This is a genomic window from Nocardia alni (genome assembly GCF_019038435.1).
GTDB lineage: Bacteria > Actinomycetota > Actinomycetes > Mycobacteriales > Mycobacteriaceae > Nocardia > Nocardia alni.
Map to the genome: position 1 here is coordinate 14876 of NZ_JAGPOX010000049.1, position 19924 is coordinate 34799.

21 protein-coding genes and 1 pseudogene are annotated in these 19924 nt (G+C 66.7%); 11 read left to right on the forward strand and 11 right to left on the reverse strand.

What is annotated here, in order from left to right; translation table 11 throughout:
- Positions 1-295: 295 nt before the first annotated feature.
- Positions 296-589, forward strand: a complete 294-nt coding sequence (locus JZ791_RS19775) for a hypothetical protein (RefSeq protein WP_216896641.1) — start codon at positions 296-298, stop codon at positions 587-589.
- A gap of 21 nt (positions 590-610) precedes the next feature.
- Here the strand turns inward: JZ791_RS19775 and JZ791_RS19780 are convergent, their stop codons facing one another.
- The 6 genes from JZ791_RS19780 to JZ791_RS19805 form a co-directional block, all read right to left on the reverse strand.
- On the reverse strand, positions 611-931 hold the full coding sequence (locus JZ791_RS19780) for a hypothetical protein (RefSeq protein ID WP_216896642.1): 321 nt from the start codon (positions 929-931) through the stop codon (positions 611-613).
- A 157-nt stretch (positions 932-1088) separates the two neighbouring features.
- Positions 1089-1754, reverse strand: coding sequence for a TetR/AcrR family transcriptional regulator (locus JZ791_RS19785; protein WP_216896643.1), 666 nt, complete (start codon positions 1752-1754; stop codon positions 1089-1091).
- A 61-nt stretch (positions 1755-1815) separates the two neighbouring features.
- Positions 1816-2688 carry an alpha/beta hydrolase gene (locus JZ791_RS19790; protein ID WP_216896644.1) on the reverse strand — a complete coding sequence of 291 codons (873 nt, stop codon included), beginning with the start codon at positions 2686-2688 and terminating at the stop codon, positions 1816-1818.
- A gap of 12 nt (positions 2689-2700) precedes the next feature.
- Entirely contained in the window at positions 2701-3744 is a 1044-nt protein-coding gene (locus JZ791_RS19795) for an LLM class flavin-dependent oxidoreductase (protein ID WP_216896645.1), read from the reverse strand.
- 135 nt (positions 3745-3879) lie between these two features.
- Positions 3880-4350 carry a hypothetical protein gene (locus tag JZ791_RS19800; protein ID WP_216896646.1) on the reverse strand — a complete coding sequence of 157 codons (471 nt, stop codon included), beginning with the start codon at positions 4348-4350 and terminating at the stop codon, positions 3880-3882.
- Positions 4347-4979 (reverse strand): TetR/AcrR family transcriptional regulator, encoded by a 633-nt coding sequence (locus tag JZ791_RS19805; RefSeq protein WP_216896647.1) that lies wholly within the window; start codon positions 4977-4979, stop codon positions 4347-4349. The genes JZ791_RS19800 and JZ791_RS19805 overlap by 4 nt, the downstream gene beginning before the upstream one ends.
- Before the next feature lie 158 nt (positions 4980-5137).
- Between JZ791_RS19805 and JZ791_RS19810 the strand changes: the two genes are divergently transcribed.
- The 6 genes from JZ791_RS19810 to JZ791_RS19835 all read left to right on the forward strand — a co-directional run bounded on the left by JZ791_RS19810 (position 5138) and on the right by JZ791_RS19835 (position 12046).
- Positions 5138-6199, forward strand: coding sequence for an ABC transporter permease (locus JZ791_RS19810; protein ID WP_216896648.1), 1062 nt, complete (start codon positions 5138-5140; stop codon positions 6197-6199).
- A 56-nt stretch (positions 6200-6255) separates the two neighbouring features.
- Positions 6256-7059 carry an ABC transporter ATP-binding protein gene (locus tag JZ791_RS19815; protein WP_308162997.1) on the forward strand — a complete coding sequence of 268 codons (804 nt, stop codon included), beginning with the start codon at positions 6256-6258 and terminating at the stop codon, positions 7057-7059.
- Positions 7056-7931 carry an ABC transporter ATP-binding protein gene (locus JZ791_RS19820; protein ID WP_216896650.1) on the forward strand — a complete coding sequence of 292 codons (876 nt, stop codon included), beginning with the start codon at positions 7056-7058 and terminating at the stop codon, positions 7929-7931. Before JZ791_RS19815 ends, JZ791_RS19820 begins: the two co-directional genes overlap by 4 nt.
- A gap of 424 nt (positions 7932-8355) precedes the next feature.
- The gene (locus JZ791_RS19825) at positions 8356-9147 is read left to right on the forward strand and encodes a hypothetical protein (protein WP_216896651.1); all 792 of its coding nucleotides are present in this window, start codon (positions 8356-8358) and stop codon (positions 9145-9147) included.
- 8 nt (positions 9148-9155) lie between these two features.
- Entirely contained in the window at positions 9156-10451 is a 1296-nt protein-coding gene (locus tag JZ791_RS19830; RefSeq protein ID WP_216896652.1) for a WD40 repeat domain-containing protein, read from the forward strand.
- A 62-nt stretch (positions 10452-10513) separates the two neighbouring features.
- On the forward strand, positions 10514-12046 hold the full coding sequence (locus JZ791_RS19835; RefSeq protein ID WP_216896653.1) for a WD40 repeat domain-containing protein: 1533 nt from the start codon (positions 10514-10516) through the stop codon (positions 12044-12046).
- A 185-nt stretch (positions 12047-12231) separates the two neighbouring features.
- On the opposite strand, the gene JZ791_RS19840 is transcribed toward JZ791_RS19835, so the two are convergent.
- The 4 genes and pseudogenes from JZ791_RS19840 to JZ791_RS19855 form a co-directional block, all read right to left on the reverse strand.
- Positions 12232-13068 carry an NmrA family NAD(P)-binding protein gene (locus JZ791_RS19840; RefSeq protein ID WP_216896654.1) on the reverse strand — a complete coding sequence of 279 codons (837 nt, stop codon included), beginning with the start codon at positions 13066-13068 and terminating at the stop codon, positions 12232-12234.
- A 67-nt stretch (positions 13069-13135) separates the two neighbouring features.
- Positions 13136-13294, reverse strand: a pseudogene (locus JZ791_RS19845) (class I SAM-dependent methyltransferase); the annotation flags it as partial.
- Between the two features lie 51 nt (positions 13295-13345).
- The gene (locus tag JZ791_RS19850) at positions 13346-14119 is read right to left on the reverse strand and encodes a class I SAM-dependent methyltransferase (RefSeq protein WP_216896676.1); all 774 of its coding nucleotides are present in this window, start codon (positions 14117-14119) and stop codon (positions 13346-13348) included.
- A 38-nt stretch (positions 14120-14157) separates the two neighbouring features.
- A complete protein-coding gene (locus JZ791_RS19855; RefSeq protein WP_216896655.1) occupies positions 14158-14823 on the reverse strand; it encodes an HXXEE domain-containing protein in 666 nt (221 codons plus the stop codon).
- Between the two features lie 207 nt (positions 14824-15030).
- On the opposite strand from JZ791_RS19855, the gene JZ791_RS19860 reads away from it, so the two are divergent.
- From JZ791_RS19860 to JZ791_RS19875, 4 genes are all read left to right on the forward strand, one after another.
- A complete protein-coding gene (locus tag JZ791_RS19860) occupies positions 15031-15666 on the forward strand; it encodes a TetR/AcrR family transcriptional regulator (protein ID WP_216896656.1) in 636 nt (211 codons plus the stop codon).
- A 10-nt stretch (positions 15667-15676) separates the two neighbouring features.
- Entirely contained in the window at positions 15677-16690 is a 1014-nt protein-coding gene (locus JZ791_RS19865) for an ATP-binding cassette domain-containing protein (RefSeq protein WP_254205985.1), read from the forward strand.
- Positions 16687-17544, forward strand: a complete 858-nt coding sequence (locus tag JZ791_RS19870) for an ABC transporter permease (RefSeq protein ID WP_216896657.1) — start codon at positions 16687-16689, stop codon at positions 17542-17544. The genes JZ791_RS19865 and JZ791_RS19870 overlap by 4 nt, the downstream gene beginning before the upstream one ends.
- A 107-nt stretch (positions 17545-17651) precedes the next feature.
- Positions 17652-18770, forward strand: a complete 1119-nt coding sequence (locus tag JZ791_RS19875; protein ID WP_216896658.1) for an FAD-dependent monooxygenase — start codon at positions 17652-17654, stop codon at positions 18768-18770.
- 86 nt (positions 18771-18856) lie between these two features.
- On the opposite strand, the gene JZ791_RS19880 is transcribed toward JZ791_RS19875, so the two are convergent.
- A complete protein-coding gene (locus JZ791_RS19880; protein ID WP_216896659.1) occupies positions 18857-19882 on the reverse strand; it encodes an aldo/keto reductase in 1026 nt (341 codons plus the stop codon).
- Positions 19883-19924 lie beyond the last annotated feature (42 nt).

Below are 19924 nucleotides of genomic sequence, written 5' to 3' on the forward strand. Positions count from 1 at the left end.
TCGTCTGCTCCTGTCCCTGCCCTGGTGACCGCACTCGGCGAGCGCCGAATGATCCTGTGGCGAGCCGAATCCGGGCATCGGCCCGGATCGATCAGCGCAGGTGAGGCCGCATCCCGGTGTGTACGTCGGGACCGCGGCTCAGCGGCTCACCCGAAAACCATTGCCGCGGAAGCAACAAGGCCGGCCGGTAGTTTCATTCTAGGTGCCTGGCGGTAGAATGTATGTAGCGCTTCCGGCTGCTCCAGACCTCGGTAGTCGAACCGGAGCGACGAGACCAGATCGGAGCAGCCCATCTATGAGCCGCACTCTGCGCGGTGCCCGCACAACAGCGGTGACACTGTCCCCCTTCAACGAAAATAGCACCGAAACAAGGCAATTCGTGATCGCCAGCGATCGGCTGGTGCGGAGCGTGTTCGACGTCGGGCTACGGCTGAACAGGCTGCAGGCCGTGATCGATCACTCCGGCGCGGCCGATCCCGGGGCGACTCGCACGGCGATCGTCGACGTCCGTGCCGACCTCGATCGACTGATCAACGAGGCAGCCCTGGTCGTGCTGCTGTCCTCCCGAGGGCAGGGCGAAACGTACTGATCGCCGAATCCGTTGCTGATTTCAGTCGGCGCCGTACCACGCGCTTACCACCATGAGCATGGTCAGACCGGCCTCGCGAAGCAATCGATCCAGGTTCTGGACAGTCTCCCCGACCGCGGCGGTGGTGGCCCGCACCCGGTCCGGGTCGGCCCCGTCGCGATCGAGCGCCTCGCGCAACATATTCAGTCGTACCGTCACGCCGCGCAGATCCCGCGCCAGCCGATCCGCGTGTATGACGAATTCCGCTGTTCCACTGGATAGTTCATGCTCGCCATCGAGCCCGTCGGAGCGAATCTGTTCGAAATCCAAAGGCGTAGGGGGACCTTCGACAGAGTCGACCATGATGAACTCCCTGGGAATCGCGGAACCGAACCTACCGCCTTGATTCGACCACCAGGGTCCGGAGCAGCCACAAGGTAGCGACCAGCGTACGCCTGTGCGGGAAGTGCGCAGTCTGCCGCTGCGGCCGAAAGCCGAGACAGTCGGCAACCGCCCAACCTTACTGAGCGGTCTCGCCCCGGCGGGTCCTGCGCGCGGACGGCTTCCTGATTTCCGTTCTGGCAGGGGACAGTAGAGCCTGCGCGCCTGCCACGTAGTCCTGCGTCGTGGTGTCGGATATCAGCACGTGTTGGATCAGGAATCCCTCCACCAAGCCGAGCAGGACTGTGCCGATTTGTTCGGGCACCGCGTCGGGATGCAGGTTGCCGGCGTCGCGCCAGCGGCGCGCGACCTCGGTCCAGTGTGCGCGGAGCCGGAGGTAGGCATCGTTGACCCGGGCGCCCAGTTCGCGGTTGCGGATGGCCTCGCCCCAGACCTGCACGGTCAGCGGGCTGAGGTCTACCGCCGAATCCGAACCCGCGAGCCTCAGTTCGCCGACGCGCTCGACGAGCACGGCGAGCACCTCGGCCGGCGCCGGAGCGGCTCCATCGGCCAACAGGTCGGCGAAGATCTCGTCGGCGGTGTGCAGTGTCTGCTCCGCGACGGCGCCGATGATTTCTTCCTTGCTGCGGAAATACAGGTACATCGTGCCGGCGGACAGGCCCGACTCGCGGATGATGTCGGCCATCGACGTGGAGTGGAATCCGCCACGAACAAAGCAGTGTGCCGCGGCGTGCAGGATTTCGGCACGCCGGGTAGCGCGGTACTCCTCGGTTACGCGGGGCATCCGTCCACCTTAAATCGAACGTTCATTCTCGAGACTCGTCGGGGACGCGGGCGGGCGGGATTCAGTGAACGTCGGCGGGCGGGAAGCCGAACCGCTGGGCTTCGGCCTCGCTTTCCCTGCGGCGTGTGACGAGGCGTTCGAGGAACGAGGTGGTCGCCTGGACGGTCGTCGCCGTCATGGACGGTGCCCGGTCGAATTCGTGATCACGGTCGGCGTAGATGTGCAGTTCGCTGGAGACGCCCAGTTCGAGGAGATTGCGATGCAGAGTGATGCTGGAGTGGATGCCGGACAGCTTGTCCGCGGTGGCGTGGTGGATGACGGTGGGTGGGAAGTCCTTGTGCAGCAGCATGATCGGGCTCGCCGCGTCCAGTTCGTCCTGCGGGGTGCCGGGCGGGAACAGCATCCAGCCGGGTATCCGGCCGAGTTCGTCGATCTCGAGGGGAAGAGGCGGAAGCTGGGGGACGCTCGGATCACTCGGCGGAGGCGGCGGCGCGACGGGGTGGAAGCCGATCGCGGGGTAGTAGGCGACGATCGCGGCGGGCCGCATCTCGGCGTCGAGGGTGCCGGTCATCAAGGCGATATGTGCTCCGGCCGAGTGGCCTTGTACGACAAGTGCGGCGGGGTCGATGTCGAGTGCGGCAGCGTTGTCACGGATCCAGACGCAGGCCGTGATCGCGTCCTCGAGTTGCGCCGGCCAGGGAGCGGCGCCGAGCAGGCGGTACTGCACGGTGACGGCCGTGAACCCCTGTGCCGCAAGGGCTTGCGCTCGGGGATGGACGGCTTCCTTCGAGCCCGCGCGCCATCCTCCACCGTGCAGCAGCGCGATGGCGCAGTGGCGGTTTTCGTGCTGGGGCCGGAAGATGTCCAGGGAGAGCTCGGTCTCGTCGTGTCGTGCGTAGACCACGGTTTCGGTGTCTGTGCGTGCGGTAGTCATCGGTGTTCCTCCTCAGATCGCTGCCGCGGAATCGACTGCGGCCGAGCGTAGTATCGGCGCGACCTCGCCGCCGATGAGCTCGTGTGAGCGCAGCAGGTCCTCGTGCTCGAACCAGGCGAAGTCGGGGAAGGTCATCACCGCCCCGTAACCGCCGGCCCGGCACTGTTCGATCAGCTTCTCGGCCACGGTCTTCGGGGATCCGATGGCGAAATCGTCCGGATGCGACATCCAGCTGCGTACGTTGGGGTCCTGGGTCTCGAAGGCCTGGCCGGCCAGCGCGGCGACTCTGTCGGCGCTGGCTTCGCACTTCTCCTGCGCCTCGGCGTCGGAGTCGGCTACGAACACCCGCCGCCGTATCCCCAGTCTGCTCGGGTCTGCCGCATGGCCGGCGGTCTCCGCGGCCGCGCGATAGTGCTCGGCGAGCTGGGCGGCGACCGGTGTCGGCAACCAGGCCGTGCACATCTTGTATCCGCGTTGCCCGGTCCAGGCCGCCGAACTCGGGGACATGACGGTGACCCATGTCGATCGTTCGGTCTCGGGCCGCATCGGTGGGATGATCGGCACCCGGTCCAGATTGTAGAACTTGTCCTGGTGTGTGACGCAAGGGTTTTCGGCCGCTTTGCCGAGCAGCTCCGCGCCGCTGTAGTAGCGAGGCCGGACGTCTTCGGAGGCGAAACCGGCCATCACGGCTTCGCGATCCCCGGCGCCGGGGGCGATCCCGGGCTCGAACCGGCCCTGCGTGATGTAGTCGAGCATCCCGACTTCCTCGACATATCGGCGGGCGTCGTGCATCGCGAGCACGCTGCCGAGCGTGGTGAAGCGCAGACGCTCGGTCCGGGCCGCCACCGCCGCCACCAGCAGGTGCGTCGACGGCGACAGGTTGATGGGATTGAAATGGTGCTCGGCGAAAGCGATTCCGTCGAAACCGAACTGTTCGCACTTCGTCCAGAGTTCCAGATACTGGTCGTAGGCTGCCTGGGTCTGCTCCGGTGTGGGTAATTCCCGTAGTGCCGCGTCGTCGGTGCTGAAGATGTAGAAGCCCCAGGTTTCGATCACGTCAATTGCCTCTCGGGTCGGGCATCGATCACGGATCAGCCGGTGGCCACCACTGTTCCAACAGAACATTCGTTCTTTTTCGAGCCCGAGCTTACAAACCGCGGCGGAGCGCTGTCAAGAATGAACGTTCGGTTTTCAGTGATCCCGGCGGACGACCGATGCTGCGAGTGGAGTCCCCCAGGCGGGACGTCGACAGCAGGACAACATGATTCGGACCGTGGACTGTCGCCGCCCGATTCGGTTGCAGTAGGCGCCGATCTTCGTCGGCTCCACACCGACTCCGAACATGGAGCCTTCGCCGATCGACACCGTGTGACCGTCCAGAAGCCCAGTGACGCAATCCAGATGGGCGTTGCACTGGGAGCAGCGGCCAGGCTTTTCCGGCGGAGCTTTCGAGGCCACGGGCACGCTACGGTTGCCGGCCAAGTCGGCTTCCTCAGACCACATCGTCGAAGTGTCGATGCCGCAGGCGAACTCATTCTGTTGGCCAGTCAGGACAGCCGCAGAGTAGTCGTCCTTGTCGCCGACCCACTGGTAATACTCGCTGCGGGTGGTGAGGTGATGACTGCACGTGGGTTCCGCTATCTGCCTTGTGCCGATGGTCATCTGGTGGGTGATTCGCCGGTGAGGTAGTGCTCGATGGTGGGGGCTACCCAGGCGACGAGGGTGTCGACATCGGCGTGGGCGAGCGGTTCGATCTCGAGTATGTAGCGTCCCATGGCGAGTCCGATCAGGTGAGATACCGCCAGTGGCAGGCGCAATGCGGCGTCCTGGCGGTCGGAGGCGACGACGACGGGGTTCAGGATTTCGGCGGTGACGAATTCGCGCAATGCTGTGGTGGCTTGGCCGTCGGTCAGCCCGGAGCTGACGGTCATCCGCAGTTGGCGGCGGGTGTCCGAGTTTTCCCAGAGGTTCAGGAAGAACCGGGTCAGGCGTTCGCCGACCGCCGACTGGCTGGTATCGAGCAACAGATGTGACACGCTGCGCACGAAATCTTCGGGCAATTGCATGGACGCGGTGAACAGGTCTGCTTTGGCGCCGTAGAAGTGGTGCACGAGAGCAGGGTCGACTCCGGCCGCTGCGGCGATCGCGCGGATGGTCGTGGCCGCGTATCCGTATGTGGCGAACTGCTCGCGGGCGGCGTCGAGGATCCGCCGGCGGGTATCGGTCTTGCCGGAAGCGCGTGGTCGCCCGCGCCGCCGGGGCGCGGCGGTAGGCGATTCCTTTCGTGGCATGGACACGATCCTAATAAATCATCGGTTGTTGAATATCGCTCGGCTGCGGCTTATAGTCCTGCTCATGCCCGGCGCAGACGGTGTAGGGCAGGCCATTCACTACAGGGTCGCCGGTTGTGTGGCCGCTGTGTCACGAGTGCGGGAACGGGAGTTTCGCGATGTGGGCGATGGTATTGAAGGAATTCCTCGAGCTGCGGCGAGACAGGCGCACGATGGCGCTGATCATCATGTTGCCGCTGGTTCTGCTCGTGGTGTTCGGTTATGCCGCCAGTTTCAACGTCAAGTCGCTGCACACCGAGGTGGTGGGGCCGCAGGCCAGCCAGGTCGCGGGGAAGCTGCCCGCGATGTTCGAGGTGACCAAGGTGGACCCGGGCGCGGGAGAGCGGCAGGGACACGACGCGCTGCGCGACGACAAGGCGGACGTCGTGATCGTCACCGGCGCCGGTGCAAGCCCAGCGACGGCGATGATCAACGGGGCGAACCTGTTCGCCGCGCAGCAGGCAGTGGCGGTGGTGGGCCGCTCGGGTGGCGCTATGAAGCCGGAGGTGCTGTTCAATCCGCAGCTGAAGACCTCGTGGGTGATGGTTCCGGCGATCATTGGGCTGATCCTGGCCTTCATCGGCACCATCATCACCTCGCTCGGGCTGGTGCGTGAACGTCAGTCGGGCACGTTGGAGCAGCTGGCGGTGATGCCCTTCCGGCCCTCGGATGTCATCGCGGGCAAGATCATTCCGTACTTTCTGCTGGCCGCGCTGGACATGCTGATCGTCACGGTGCTCGGGGTGTTGCTGTTCGGAGTGCCGTTCGCCGGGAACGTCCTGGTATTCGTGGTCGGTGCGGCGCTGTTCCTGTTCGTCGTGCTCGGTATCGGCGTGTTCATCTCCACGGTGTCGCAGAATCAGGGGCAGGCGATGCAGCTCGCGATGATGGTGATGATGCCGCAGATCCTGTTGTCCGGCATGATCTTCCCGCTGTCGTCGATGGCCGCGGGAGTGCGCTGGATCGCCTATGTGCTGCCGTTGACCTGGTTCGCCAAGATCTCGATCGGTGTGATGCTGCGCGGAGCCACGGTGTCGTCGCTGTGGCTGTCACTGCTGATCCTCGCTGTGATGGCCGTGGTCGTGTTCTCCGCGGCGGTGGCGCGGTTCCGCCGCGATCTGGCGCCGAACATGCCAGCCGCCGCGGCGCCCGAGCCCAGCGCCAGTGCGGCACAGGCATGAGCGCGGCGCAGCCGACAGAGTCGGCCGAACGTGCTTGGGGCGCATATGATCTGACGGTGCGTTACGGCGCGAACGCTGCACTCGACGGGGTGAGCTTCACGGTGCCGCGCGGCGAGGTGAGCATGGTGGTCGGCGGCGACGGGGCAGGTAAGACGACCTTGCTGCGCTCGCTCATCGGCGGTGTGCGCACCGCGAGCGGCGCGATCGCCGCACCACCGCAACGGGAGTGTGCGTTCATGCCCACCGGCGCGGCCGGTGTCTGGCAGGATTTGACGGTCGATGAGAATATCGAATTCGTCGGCGCCGCTTATGGTTTGCGAGGCGAGGCGTTGCGCGACCGACGCGATACCCTGCTGGCCGCGGCCGGACTCGACACCGTGGGCGCCCGGCTCGCCGGCGCGCTGTCGGGCGGTATGCGTCAGAAGCTGTCGTTCTGCCTGGCCATGCTGCATCGGCCGCTACTGCTGGTGCTCGACGAGCCCAGTACCGGCGTCGACCCGGTGAGCCGAATCGACCTGTGGCGGTTGATCTCTCAGGCCGCTGTCGACGGTGCGGCGGTCGCGATGGCCACCACCTATCTCGACGAAGCCGAACGCGCCTCGACGGTTCTGGTACTGGACTCCGGGCGTGCGCTGGCCTCGGGCACACCCGAGCAGGTGATCGCCGACACTCCCGGGACCATCACGACGGGCGACGCGCCTGCCGGTGATCCGGCCCTGTCCTGGCGGCGCGGCCGCAGCACGCACTCCTGGCACGCCGGACCGCCGGCCGCGCACGAGAGCCCGTTCGTCCCGGACATGGAGGACTGCGTGATCGCCACCACCCTCGCCGACCGCACTCCCGCAGGGGCAGACCGATGACCGGCGCATCCACGCAGCCACTGGCCCAGGCCGCCGACGCGACCAAACGGTACGGCTCCTTCACCGCCGTCGACCAGGTGTCGCTGTCGGTGGCCCCCGGGGAGATCGTCGGCCTGCTCGGCGCCAACGGCGCGGGCAAGACCACCCTGATCAAAATGCTGCTCGGGCTCACCCCGCCGACTTCGGGAACCGTGGCGATGTTCGGACGGACTCCCTCGCGCGCCACCCGTGCCCAACTCGGTTACGTGCCACAGGGTCTGGGCCTGTGGTCCACGATGACCGTCCAGGAGAACATCACCTTCGCCGCCACTGCCTTCCGAGCCGACCCGCACCCGCCGCTGCCCGCCGCGCTCGAGGCCGCTCGCGATCACCTCGTCGGCGACATCGGTCTGGGCCTGCAACGCCAGCTCGCTTTCACCATCGCCCTGGCTCACCACCCCCGCCTGCTCATCCTCGACGAACCCACCTCCGGCGTCGATCCGCTCTCGCGGGCACGCCTGTGGGACACCGTGCACGAGCAGGCCGACGGCGGCACCGGCATCCTGGTCACCACCCACTACATGCAGGAAGCCGAGCAATGCGACCGGCTGATGCTGATGTCACACGGGCGCGAGGTCGCAACCGGTAGCGAGACCGACATCATCGGCGACACCACCGCCACCCAGGTCGGCTGCGACGACTGGTCCGCCGCCTTCACCGCCCTGTCCGCCGCCGGGCTCCCGGTGACCCTGGCCGGTCGCCGAGTCCGCCTCGCCGACACCGAAACCGACAAGATCCGGGCCGTGCTCACCGAGGCGGGCATCACCGCCGACATCCACGAGGTCCCCGCCACTCTGGAGGAGAAAATGACCATCCTGGACCACGACGGATAGCACCGTGCCGTTGCCGGACCGATTCGCCGCGTGCCGCGCGTGACACGGCGCTCGACCTGACGACGTGGCTACGACCTGCGCCGAATTCCGACCGGTTGATCCTGCAACCTGATAATCTTGCGCCGAAACATGGTGAGGGGGTGGTGTTTCGGTGGCCGGGAACCACGAGCCCAGACGGCGCGCAGTTCACGTGGCAGGTCGCTTACACAAGCCCTCTGAAACCCCAACACCGCAGGTAGGCGTGCCGCCGGCAAACTCGCCAGCGTATCCCGAACCTCCATCGTCGGGCTCCCCTGCTGCGGCGAGCGCGGTGGTGCCCGAAAGCTCCGCTGGTTCTCCTCCACCCCCGCCACCGGGGGGCACGGCCCCGGGAGATCTGTCCGGCCCTGCACCGGCGAAGGGGTGGAAGCGCTCGTTCTCGTCCTTGTCCACGCCGGGCAAGGCATTGGTGGGCCTCGTGGCGGCCGGGGTGGTCGGTGGTGTCATCCCGCTGCTCATCAACTTCTACGGGCCCACCATCACCGACACGATCAGCTCGGGCTCCCCACTCGAGGTGGTCGTGCAACACGACCCTCCGCTGACGACGCCCGGCCTGTTCGCGCTTCCGGGCACATTGGCGGGAGACGCGCTCCCCCTGCGAGATCTGGCGGCGCAGCACCCTGACGCGGTGCCGGTCGGGACATTCGAGGTGAAGCTGATTCTCGAGGGGCGGCGCAGTCGGCCCGCCGTTATCACCGATCTGCGGGCCCGCGTGCTCAACCAGTCGAAACCCGTTGCGGGGACGCTTATCTCGGTCGCGTCGGCGGGCGAGAACACCAACGTTAACGGCTGTCTGTACCTGTCCGACCCGGCGCCGGACCTGATGACGGCGGATCCGAACCAACCGGGATGCTCGCCGACGGCGAAACCGTATTTCGCGGTGCACAATCTGACACTCAACCGTGGCGAGCAGATGGTGATCGACGTGAGCGCCAAGGTGAGTCGACAGTGGCCGACACCGGCACAGGCGTTCGGCTCCTACGAATGGGAACTCGTCCTGAGCGTGGTGCAGGACGGCAAGACGACCGAGCTGACGATTCGCGATGGCGCGCAACCGTTTCGACTGACGTCCATCGCTCCCGGCTATCGGGCGGTCTACTCCGGAACAGAGGTGATGAACGCCGAGGACCCCGCGCAATGGCTCCGGCTGACCTTCCCCGACGAGCCGCCACGATGATTCGCGCGGTGCGCGCGGCAGTGTCGATCGCCGCGATCGCGGCGGTGCTGCTCGGGCTTGTCGCGGACGCGCTTGCTGCACCGAACCATATTGCCCTGCAACTGAGGTCGAAGTTCAACGATCCGAACGCGGGCGTCGCCGACGCGGCCTTCAGCCCCGATGGCCGATCCCTGATCACGCTCGTCACCGACAGCATTCAGGTCCCGGACGGCCCGACACCGGCGCCCGTCACCACCAAGACCGTGGAACTGTGGAACGTGCGGACCGGACACCTCGACTGGACGTTGCAGGATGCGGACGGCCGCATTTCCCGCGCCCTGTTCGGGCCCGACGGTCACACGCTGGTCCTGCTGGTGGATGACACCGTCGAACTGTGGGATGTGCGCACCCACCAGCCGATCACCACTCTCGACGCCTGCTCGGACGGTGACGTGAGCTGTCCCGACCAGCGGCACGACTGCCTGCAGGACCAGGACGACTGCATGGACGACCACAGCTACCGGCAGGCCGCGTTCAGCCCGGACGGCCGCACCCTCGCGGTCAGCGGCCGGTGGGGCAATAGCTATAGCGCCGTGGACATCTGGGACCTGCGGACCCGGAAGCTGGTCGACACCTTTCCGACCGGACTCCCGGACGGCCTGGAGGCGACCATGGATCCCGACGGCCTCTATTTCAGCGCCGACTCTCGTCGGCTGATCGGCTTCGGAGTCGTGTTCGGCCAGTACGGATTGCAATCCGCCCTCGCCACGTGGGATGTCTCGACCGGACAGGTCCTGGCCCAGACGACATTCGGCCTCGACCGTGCCGTCAACACCTTCGACCTCAGTCACGACCGGCGGCATCTGGCCATCGTCTACAACGCGGATCGGCAAGCGGTCGTGGAGATCTGGGAGGTCGCCAGCGGAAAAATGGATTCCACCATCGATACCGGGGCCGGCGACGTCAACGCGGTCGCGTTCGGTCCCGAGGATCGCACGCTCGCCGTCGCGGTCGACGACAACAGCATTCTGCTCGCGGACGCCGCCGGAAATCGTCCGCCCACCAAGCTGACCGGGCCCGCGACGCTGAGGTTCGCCGCCGTCAGCACCGCGGCGATGAGCCCGGACGGCCGTACCGTCACCGGCGTCACCTACGACGGCATCGCGCTGCTGTGGGAATCGCGTTCCCAACAGTTCATTGCCGCCAAGACCCCGGGGTGCGCGAAGAAGTGCGCGTACACCGGGGACGTCGCATATACATCGGACAACAGGCTGCTGGCCATGGTCCGGCAAGACGGCGTCATCGACATCATCCGTCTGCGATGACCGCGCCGGGCTCTTCCGGGAGGAAACGGATCTGCCTCGGATCGCTCGTCGCGGTGACGATTATGATCGCGACAACCGTTGCGGCGCTGTGTATTACACATAGCAGCGCGCGGCCCGATTCGCGCGGCACTGTGTCCTGGACCCTGACCGACTTCGATCGCGCCGAATTCGGATCCGGGGGCACGCTGTTCGCGATCGGTAGCGCCGGTTCGATCGACGAGTGGGACACCACGGGCCGTCGGCTCCTGGCAACATTCCAGGCGGAGTTGGGAAAACGCGACACCACGCACGCCGACTGTGCCGTCGGAAATTTCGCGCTCAGCTCGCGGGCACACGTTCTCGCCGCGCGATTCGAATGCCAGGACCACAGCTCGATACAACTGTGGGACTATTCGACCGGACAGCCTCTCGGAACGATCGACGACGGCGTCACCGGGCAGCTCGGCCTGGCCGTCAGCCCCGACGGCGCCACGCTCGCGACGGCGGGCCATGGGGCCCTCGCACTCTGGAACATCGGCGACCGGACGCTCGCGGCACAGGCCGCGGTGCCCGGCGCCGCGAGCATCGACAGCATCGCCATCAGCCACAACGGACGGCTCGTCGCCGCGACGCTCGATCCGCCGCCGGTCGGCAACGATCACCGGAGCCGGGTGGTCGCCTGGCGGATCGACGGTCGAAACCTGTTGAGCGGCTGGATGATCGACAACGGTGACCAGCCCTTCGGCAGCATCGCATTCAATCCGGACGACCACCTGCTCGCCGTGGGCGCTTCCCGGGGCTCCGTGCTGCTCTGGAACACCTCCACCCATCATGAGGACACCCGGCTCACCAGCGCGCAATCGGCGTCCGTGAAAACCGTGGCATTCAGCGCGGACGGCTCCTCCCTGGCCGCGGCGACCGACGACCACAGGCTGCTGTGGAACGTCCAACGACATGACAACACAACGGATTCGGCTTGCAGCGCCTGTACCGCATCCGGATTCCGGGATGTGGCATTCAGCCCCGACGGAGGAATGCTGGCCTTCGCCACCGGCCGCCACATCGAGATATTTCCTTCCGGCTCGGGCCGGATGCACTCCCTGTCCCCGATATCCACCACGCCGCCCAGCACAGCCTCGTCGACGCCCGCGATCCAGCTTCACCGGAAAAAGGACACTCCGAACGCTCGAACCCCCTCCGAGATCACCGATTTGCTCCCGCAGGCACTACGCGACAACTCCAGTTGCTCCTCGAACGGGCCGGACGTGAGTGACTCGGTCACGGTGACCTGCCTCGTTCCGGACAGTTCCCCCTTGCTGCAGGGCCTCATCTCGAGCACTCTCGAATACCGCGACAACCCAGATCACGTCGTCTTGTTCGCCTGGAAGGACGCGGACTTCGCGGCCGATATCCCCAGCGAGATGGGCGATTCGCAATGCCGGATCACCCCTGACGCAAGTGCCGTGCTCTGCGCCAGTGAGGGACTCACACCCGGCCAATGGGGATTCGACTACGGAGACGTCGACAGTGGGTTGGTCCTACAGACCGACAATGTCTATTTCGCGACCCCCGAGAACGCGATGACCTTCCTGTCCAGAATCGGGCTCTCGCCATAGCAGTCGGGCCCCGCGCCCACCAATCCGCCGGGGTAGCGTGCGGCCCGATCCCGGTCGCAGACGCACAGGAGCGTCGGAGCGTGGATGCGCGACATGTAACGAAGTGATGCCGCAGTACGAACTTCTTGATCAGCAGTCAAGAAGAGCGGGTCGGGAAACCGGTCAGCGGGGCGGGAGCCAGATGCTCAGTGGAGTTGGTCGCGGGCGTACTGCGTGAACGTGGTGGGTTCACGGTTCAGCAGCCAGCGCAGGACGTTGGGGTTGCCGAGGATGCCGTAGCGGTCGTAATGGTTGGCGAGCCGGGTGAATCCGTCGATGGTGTAGTCGGGCGCGTGGTCGCCGAGCATGCCGGTGACGGACACTTGTTCGGCACGGATCGGCGTGCCTGTGACATCGGTGAGGATTGTCGCGACTTCGTGGCCGGTGAGGATGTCGGCGCCACAGAGTTCGTAGGTGGCCCAGCGGTGTTGCTGCGGATCGGACAGGACTGTGGCGGCGACCGCGCCGACATCGGTGAGGTCGACGAACGACAGCGGCCGGTCCAGTGAGAACGGTTGGGTGAACCTGCCGGTCGCGATGCAGTCGCGCACGTGCACGTTCTGCATGTAGTGCATGGGTTGCAGGATGGTGAACGGGAGCCGGGAGGCGAGCAGGTAGCGTTCGGCGGCGAGTTTGGATTGGTGGTTGAGCAGCGGTTCGAGCTGTGGGTGGGTCACCGACATCAGCACGAAGTGTTCGATACCCACGCGTGCGGCGGCATCGATGACGTTGTGCCCCATGGTGATTTCGCGGGGGTGCATCGGTGGGCCGACGTGTACGACCGCGCTGCAGCCCGCGAGTGCGGCGGGTAATTCGTCCGGGTGGGTCATATCGGCGACGACGGCCTCGCGGGCGCCTTCGGCGCGCACGGTGTCCGAGTGTTCGTCGGAGTGGATCAGCGCACGTACTGCGAAGCCTTCGGAGCACAGCGCGCGCAGTATGTGCCGCCCGGTGGTACCCGCGGCGGCGGTGATCGCGATCATGGCATGCCTTTCTGCTACGTCGGAGACGTCCGGTGGGGCGTCAGGAGGTTGCGGGCCGGTACCGCGCGGAGAAAAAGTCCACACCCACCGCGCGTACCAGCGGCTCGGCGAACGGGTCGTCGATCACCACCGCCCTTCTGGTGGCTGCTGCCCTCACCGCCGCGACCGTCGTGGCGGTGGCTCCGACGCCGGCGGACAGGCCCCAGCTGTTGCGTGTCGTGTGAATCCCTCGCTCGATCGAGTGCTGAGTGGGGGTATTCGGCTGCGATTCGGTGGGTCACTGGGAATGTGAGGGGTCCTGGCGGGAGAACACGGCGGTGAACGATCGCGGTCCCGGCCCGGGTGGTGAGGGCAGGAATCGGGTTCGTATGGCTGGGCCGGCGGCGTCGGCGAGGGTTTCCAGCGCGGTGCGGCTGTAGGCGCGCAGCGCGCTGATGTAGCCGTCGTGCAGCAACGGCCGCAGTGAGGCCGAGGGCAGCACCGCCAGTCGCAGCGGCTGGCGCAGGACCGAGAAGGCCAGCAACGCCCAGGATGGGAGTCGTTGCAGGTCGATGACGAGAAATCGGGAGCCCACGCGGGTGGCTTCGGCGATCGCGCGGGCGGCGGTCGTTGGGGGCAGGTGATGGAACGCCTGCGCGAACACCACCAGGTCGTAGCTGTCGTCGGCGGCGTCGATCGCGGTGGCGTCGATGCGCTGGGTGCGTGCGCGGGGATGGTTGCCCAGTTCGCCCGTCGCGATGGCGTTCACCGATGTCGGGTCGAGGTCGCTGATGGTGACGGTCGCGCTCGAATGCAGATCGAGGATCTTCCCCGACAGTTTGCCGTGTCCGGCGCCCAGTTCCAGGATCCGCGGGTCGGGGATGTCGGAGACCACGTCCAGCGCGATGCGCGCGTTCTGCTCGTGCAGATTCATCCGGGCGCCCAGCCGGTCGAGCATCCCGATGATGTTCTGCTTGACCTCGTCGGGCGCGTCGTCGCGGTCCAGATACTCGAGTTCGTCGGTCTGCAATCGGCGATCCAGCCAGGACGCCTGGTGGCCGCCGCGTGGCATCGTGGCGATCGACGGGCCGGACTGCTGCGCGTCGTCCGTCACAGCTTCTGATCCGACGGCTGCGATGCGGCGAAGGGGCCCAGTTGGTGATCGGTGAATTCGTACGGGCTTTCCTTGTCCGCGCCGCGCACGTTGGGCAACGCCACCCCGACAGCACCGAAAAAGGCCAGGACGCCAAGGGTTTTGAGCCAGTCGCTGCGGTCGATCGGGCCCTGGGCGCGCAACGCCGACAGGTAGTTGATGCCGATCGGGAGGTGCAGCAGCGCCGCGGTCAGCGCGCCGGGGGAGTACCTGGTGTGCATCATGGCGGGCGCGAGAGCGCCGTGGGCGAACGCTTGCACGATACCCAGCAGGACTGGCGGCAGGCCCAGCCATTTGACCTTCGGAAACAGCAACGGCGGCACGTAGAGGGCGCGGAAGGAAATGTTGGCGCACATCGCCGAGTGCGCGTTGAACGGGTAGTTCTTCGGCTGGTCGCTGTGGAAGATGCCGACGTTGACCATGCCGGGGAAGTAGCCGGGGTCGACGTACTCCTCGTACTGGTGTGCGCACATCGTCATGGCGTTCATCACCGACAGGGCGCGCAGATTGGTCTGCGATTTGCGCCCGGCCAGCAGGCTCACTCCGCCCAGCGCCATCGCCTGCACTGCGGCCACCCGAGGCCAATTCTTCCGGTAGAGGTTCAACAACTCTGTCTTGTTCACGGCTCTAGTTCCCTTCTGAATGGGGCTGTCGGCGCAGGTGGATCGGTATGACACGGCAGTTACCCGATATCGAGTCAGCCAACCGCAATAGCGCTACACTAGCGTAGCGAAACGACTTCGTAGCGGAAATACGGGGCCGAGTTCAGCAGGCGAGACCAGTCGAGCAAGGCGGCCGGCAGCGAACACAGTTGGAAGGAGCAAGTCAGCGTGAGCCGAGTCGTCCGGGGCGCCGATATCGAGGTTGTCCGATCGCGGGGTGGTCGTCCCCTGGACAGCTCGCGTGATCCGGTTTTCCGTGAGGCAGCGCTGGCGTTGTTGGCCGAGGTGGGGTACGACCGGCTAACGATGGAGGCGGTGGCCGCGCGAACAGGTGCGGCCAAGACCACGATCTACCGGCGCTGGCCGGGCAAGGCCGAACTCGTCGTCGACGCGCTGAACGGCCTCAAGGGCGACCCCGAGATCGCCGACACCGGATCGCTGCGCCAGGACCTGCGGGCGCTGGCGGAGTCGATCACCAGCGCGGAGGGCCACTTCGGGGCCCGGATCACGATCGGCATGGTCAACGCCCTGGCCCACGACGGCGAATTACGGCAGGTGTTCGGAAACAGGTTCATCGCGCCGCGGATGGCGGGATTCCGGACGGTGTTCGAACGTGCGGTGGCCCGAGGCGAGATGCCCGAGGGCCACGACCTGGACCTGCTGGCCGGGCTGTTCCCGGCGCTGGCCCTGCAGGAGTTGGTGAACACCGGCGAGCTGCCCGATACCCGTTACGCCTTGCGGCTCATGGACGAAGTCGTGTATTGCCTGGCCACAGCACCACCTGCACCCGATACCACCGAATGAGGTGATCCACATGGACGAGGACCATGCAGGAACGATGATCCAGGCCGAGGGCCTGAGCAAACGGTACGGACGCACACAGGCGTTGGCCGGTGTCGACTTCTCCGTACCCGCCGGCACGATCCTGGGCCTGCTGGGCCCGAACGGGGCCGGTAAAACCACCGCGGTACGGATCCTGACCACTCTGGCCCGGCCCGACTCCGGGCGGGCCACCGTGGCCGGTATCGACGTGGTCGCCCACCCCCAGCGGGTGCGCCGCCACATCGGCGTCGCCGGCCAGGAGGCCACTCTCGACCCGCTGCTGACCGGACGCCAGAATCTCCTGATCATCGGCGAGCTCTCGGGGATGGGCCGCGCCGCGTCCCGCACCCGGGCGGCTGAACTGCTCGAGGAGTTCGACCTCGCCCAGGCCGCGGACCGGGTGTCCAAGGGCTACTCCGGCGGCATGCGCCGCCGCCTGGACATCGCGGCCTCGCTGATGACGCGCCCGCCGGTGCTGTTCCTGGACGAACCGACCACCGGCCTGGACCCCACGGGACGTCAGCGCACGTGGGACGCGATCGGCGCGCTGCGAAAGGAGGGGGTGACGGTCCTGCTGACCACGCAATACCTCGAGGAGGCCGACGCCCTGGCCGACCGCATCGTCGTGGTCGACCACGGCGCCGTGATCGCCGAGGGAACCGCACAGGAACTCAAGGCGGCCAGCGGCACCGCGCACGTCGAACTCACCCTCACCGAACCCCACCCGGGCGCGGTCGACGCCATCACCCCGCTGGTCAACGGGCCCGTGCACACCGGCGAGGACCCGCGGCATCTGAGCGCGAGCGTGGAGGCCACCTCGGGCTTGGCCAGCGCTCTCGTGCGCGCCTTGGACGAAGCCGGAGCCATGGTGGACAACATCGAGGTACGGCGCCCCTCCCTCGACGACGTATTCCTCGCCCTCACCGGCACGCACACCCCCGACACCGACGGCGGCCCAGCGCCGCGCCACGCCGGTGCGGACCACGACCTGGAGGTACGGGCATGACCGCCACCGCGACCGCCACCCCGACGACCGGTCTGGAGCCGCGGCGCTCGTCGTCCGCCGTGACCGCCGCACTGTGGCACACCTGGGCCATGACCCGCCGCAACCTGATCCACATCTCCCGCGCGCCGATGCAGCTGTCGGACGTGACCATCCAGCCGCTGGTATTCACCCTGCTGTTCGTCTACATCTTCGGCAGCGGCATCCCGATTCCCGGCGGCGGACGCTACGTCGACTACGTCCTGGCCGGTGTTCTGGCGCTGAATCTCGTCAGCTCCACCACCGGCACCGCGGTCGGGCTGAGCACCGATCTGCACGAGGGCATGATGGATCGCTTCCGCACCCTGCCCATGTGGCGTTCGGCCATCCTGGTTGGCCGATCACTGGCCGACCTGCTCACCGCGGTGCTGTGCGCCCTCATCGTCGCGCTGACCGGCCTGGCTCTGGGGTGGCGCCCCGAAACCGGTGTCGCCTCGGTCATCGCGGGATTCTTGCTGATGCTGCTGTTCTCCTACGCGGTCTCCTGGATATCGGCCTGCCTGGGCCTGAACGCCGACAATCCCGAAACCGCCGCCTCGTTCGGACTCATCATGCTGCTCCCGGTGACCTTCGTCTCCAACGCGATCGTCCCCACCGCGAACATGCCCGGCTGGCTCCGAGCGATCACCGACTGGAATCCCGTCAGTTCGGTCGTGGCCGCCACCCGCACACTCTGGGGCAACCCCAACCCATCCCGCACCATCGGCGCCTGGCCCATGCAACACCCGATCCCCGCCTCGCTCATCTGGTCGATCGTGATCCTGGTCGTCGCGGTACCGGCGGCGATTGTGTCCTTCCGCCGCAAGACCAGCCACTGACGATCAGGAGTTCACCGGCGAATCTGCGTCGTCCCGGCCACCGCACCGGGCGCCTCGCGTCGCAGGTCGTCCGGGAACGCGAAACCGGTTGAGGTAAGGAGATTTCCATGACATCTGTCCGTGTGGTGGTCGTGGGGGCGGGAATCGGCGGCCTCACCGCTGCCGTGGCGTTGCGATCGGTCGGTGCGCAGGTCGAGGTATTCGAGCAGGCCGCCGAGCTGGGCGAGGTCGGGGCCGGCGTAGCGCTGATACCCTCCAGCCTGCGGGTGCTGGGGCGGCTCGGTCTCGAGCCGGAACTGTCCCGGCTCGCAGCGCCGGTCGACAAACTCTGGGTCCGTGGCCCCGAGGGAACGATCCTGCGCCAGCAGGACATGGGCCCCCGCGGTACGGCGGGCATGTATCGCCCCGATCTCGTCGAGATACTCGCCGCGGCCCTTCCCGACGGCGTCGTCCACAGCGGTCATCGATGCACCGGCTTCGGCCAGGACGAACACTCGGCACACGTGAGCTTCGACAACGGCGCGCACGCGAGCGCCGACCTCGTCGTCGCCGCGGACGGTATCCATTCGGTACTGCAACGCCACGTCGTGCAACCGCAGCCGCCGGTATTCTCCGGCCGGATCGCCTACCGCGGAGTGCTGCCCGCGGCGAAAATCCCCGGCTGGCCGCGATACGACGGCTGCATGTGGAACAGCCCCGGCAAGAACTTCCTCACCTTCCCCGTCCACGCGGGCGAACTGCGCAACTTCGTCGGATTCCTGCCCGCCGATACCGCGATGCGCGAATCCTGGTCCGCCCCCGGCACTCCCGCCGCACTCGCCGCCGAATTCGCCGACTGGGACCCGAAACTGAGCGAACTGCTCGCCCAGATCGAGACCACATTCCGATGGGGACTCTACGACCACGACCCGCTGCCCCGCTGGAGCCGCGGCCGCCTCACACTTCTGGGCGACGCGGCACACGCCATGCTCCCCCACATGGGGCAAGGAGCCAACCAAGCCATCGAAGACGCCATCGCACTGGCCACCCTGACACGGGACATCCCCGCCGCCGGCATCCCCGAAGCGCTGACCCGCTACGAACAACTACGACGTCCCCGCACCACACTCATCCAACAAGGCTCCCGAACCAACGGACAACGACTGGACACAGGAGAAAGGCTCGACACCCCGCCACCCATCCTCACCGACTACGACATCCAAGCCGAAGCCGAAGCCTTGCGCTGACCAGGTGTCCCGCACCGTGCGAGGCAGTGCTGTTCGTGCCATCGGCCCGGCGGTTGTTTCCGGACGCTGCAGCGGTGAGGCAGTTGTCAGGCGGCGGCGCGTTCGTCAACGGGGCGGCGGCGCAGGTTCGGGCGCTGCAGGGGTGGGGGCGAGTAAGCCATGTCCAGTGTGCCAACGTCGGTGCCGGGCGGAACGATCTCGTCGATCCGGTCGAGGATCTCGTCGGTGAGGGTGACCTCGGCACCGGCGAGCAGGTCGTCGAGGTGCGTCATCGTGCGCGGTCCGATGATCGCACTGGTCACCCCGGGATGCGCCACCGCGAACGCCATCGCGAGGTGTGTGAGCGGCAGGGCCGCCTGTTCGGCGAGCGGAATGAGCCGCTCCACGGCATCGAGCCTGCGCTCGTCGCGCAGGTGGTTGAAATAGGCGGCGCGGCGCAGATCGGTCTGTCGGCCTTTGCGGACGCGCCCGGTCAGCATTCCCTGCGCGAGCGGGCTCCATGCCAGGATGCCCATTCCGTAGCGCTGGGCAACGGGCAGCACCTCGGTTTCGATGCCACGGCTGAGGATCGAATAGGTCGGTTGTTCGGTTCGGAACCGTTCCAGGCCGCGCTGTTGGGCCACCCATTGGGCCTCGACGATGTCGGAGGCGGGCATCGTGGACGACCCGATCGCCCGGACCTTGCCGCTGTGGATCAGGTCCGAGAGCGCGGAGAGTGTCTCCTCGATGTCGGTGTCGGGGTCCGGTCGGTGGATTTGGTAGAGGTCGATGTGGTCGGTTCGCAAGCGGCGCAGTGAATTTTCGACTTCGGTCATGATCCAGCGCCGTGAGTTACCCCGTTGATTGGGATCGGCGCCCATCGGGTTGCACAGTTTGGTGGCCAGCACGACGTTGTCGCGCCGGCCCTCGAGTGCCTTTCCCACGATCTGTTCGGACTCACCATGGGAGTAGACGTCGGCGGTGTCGATGACGTTGATTCCCGCGTCCAGTGCCTTGTGAATGATACGGATCGACTCGTCGTGGTCGGGGTTGCCGATCGCCCCGAACATCATGGCGCCGAGGGCGTAGGGACTGACTTTGATGCCGGTCCGGCCGAGGGGGCGGTACTGCATGCGTTTCTCCTCGAGTTCGTGGTCGAGATGTGGCGGGTGATG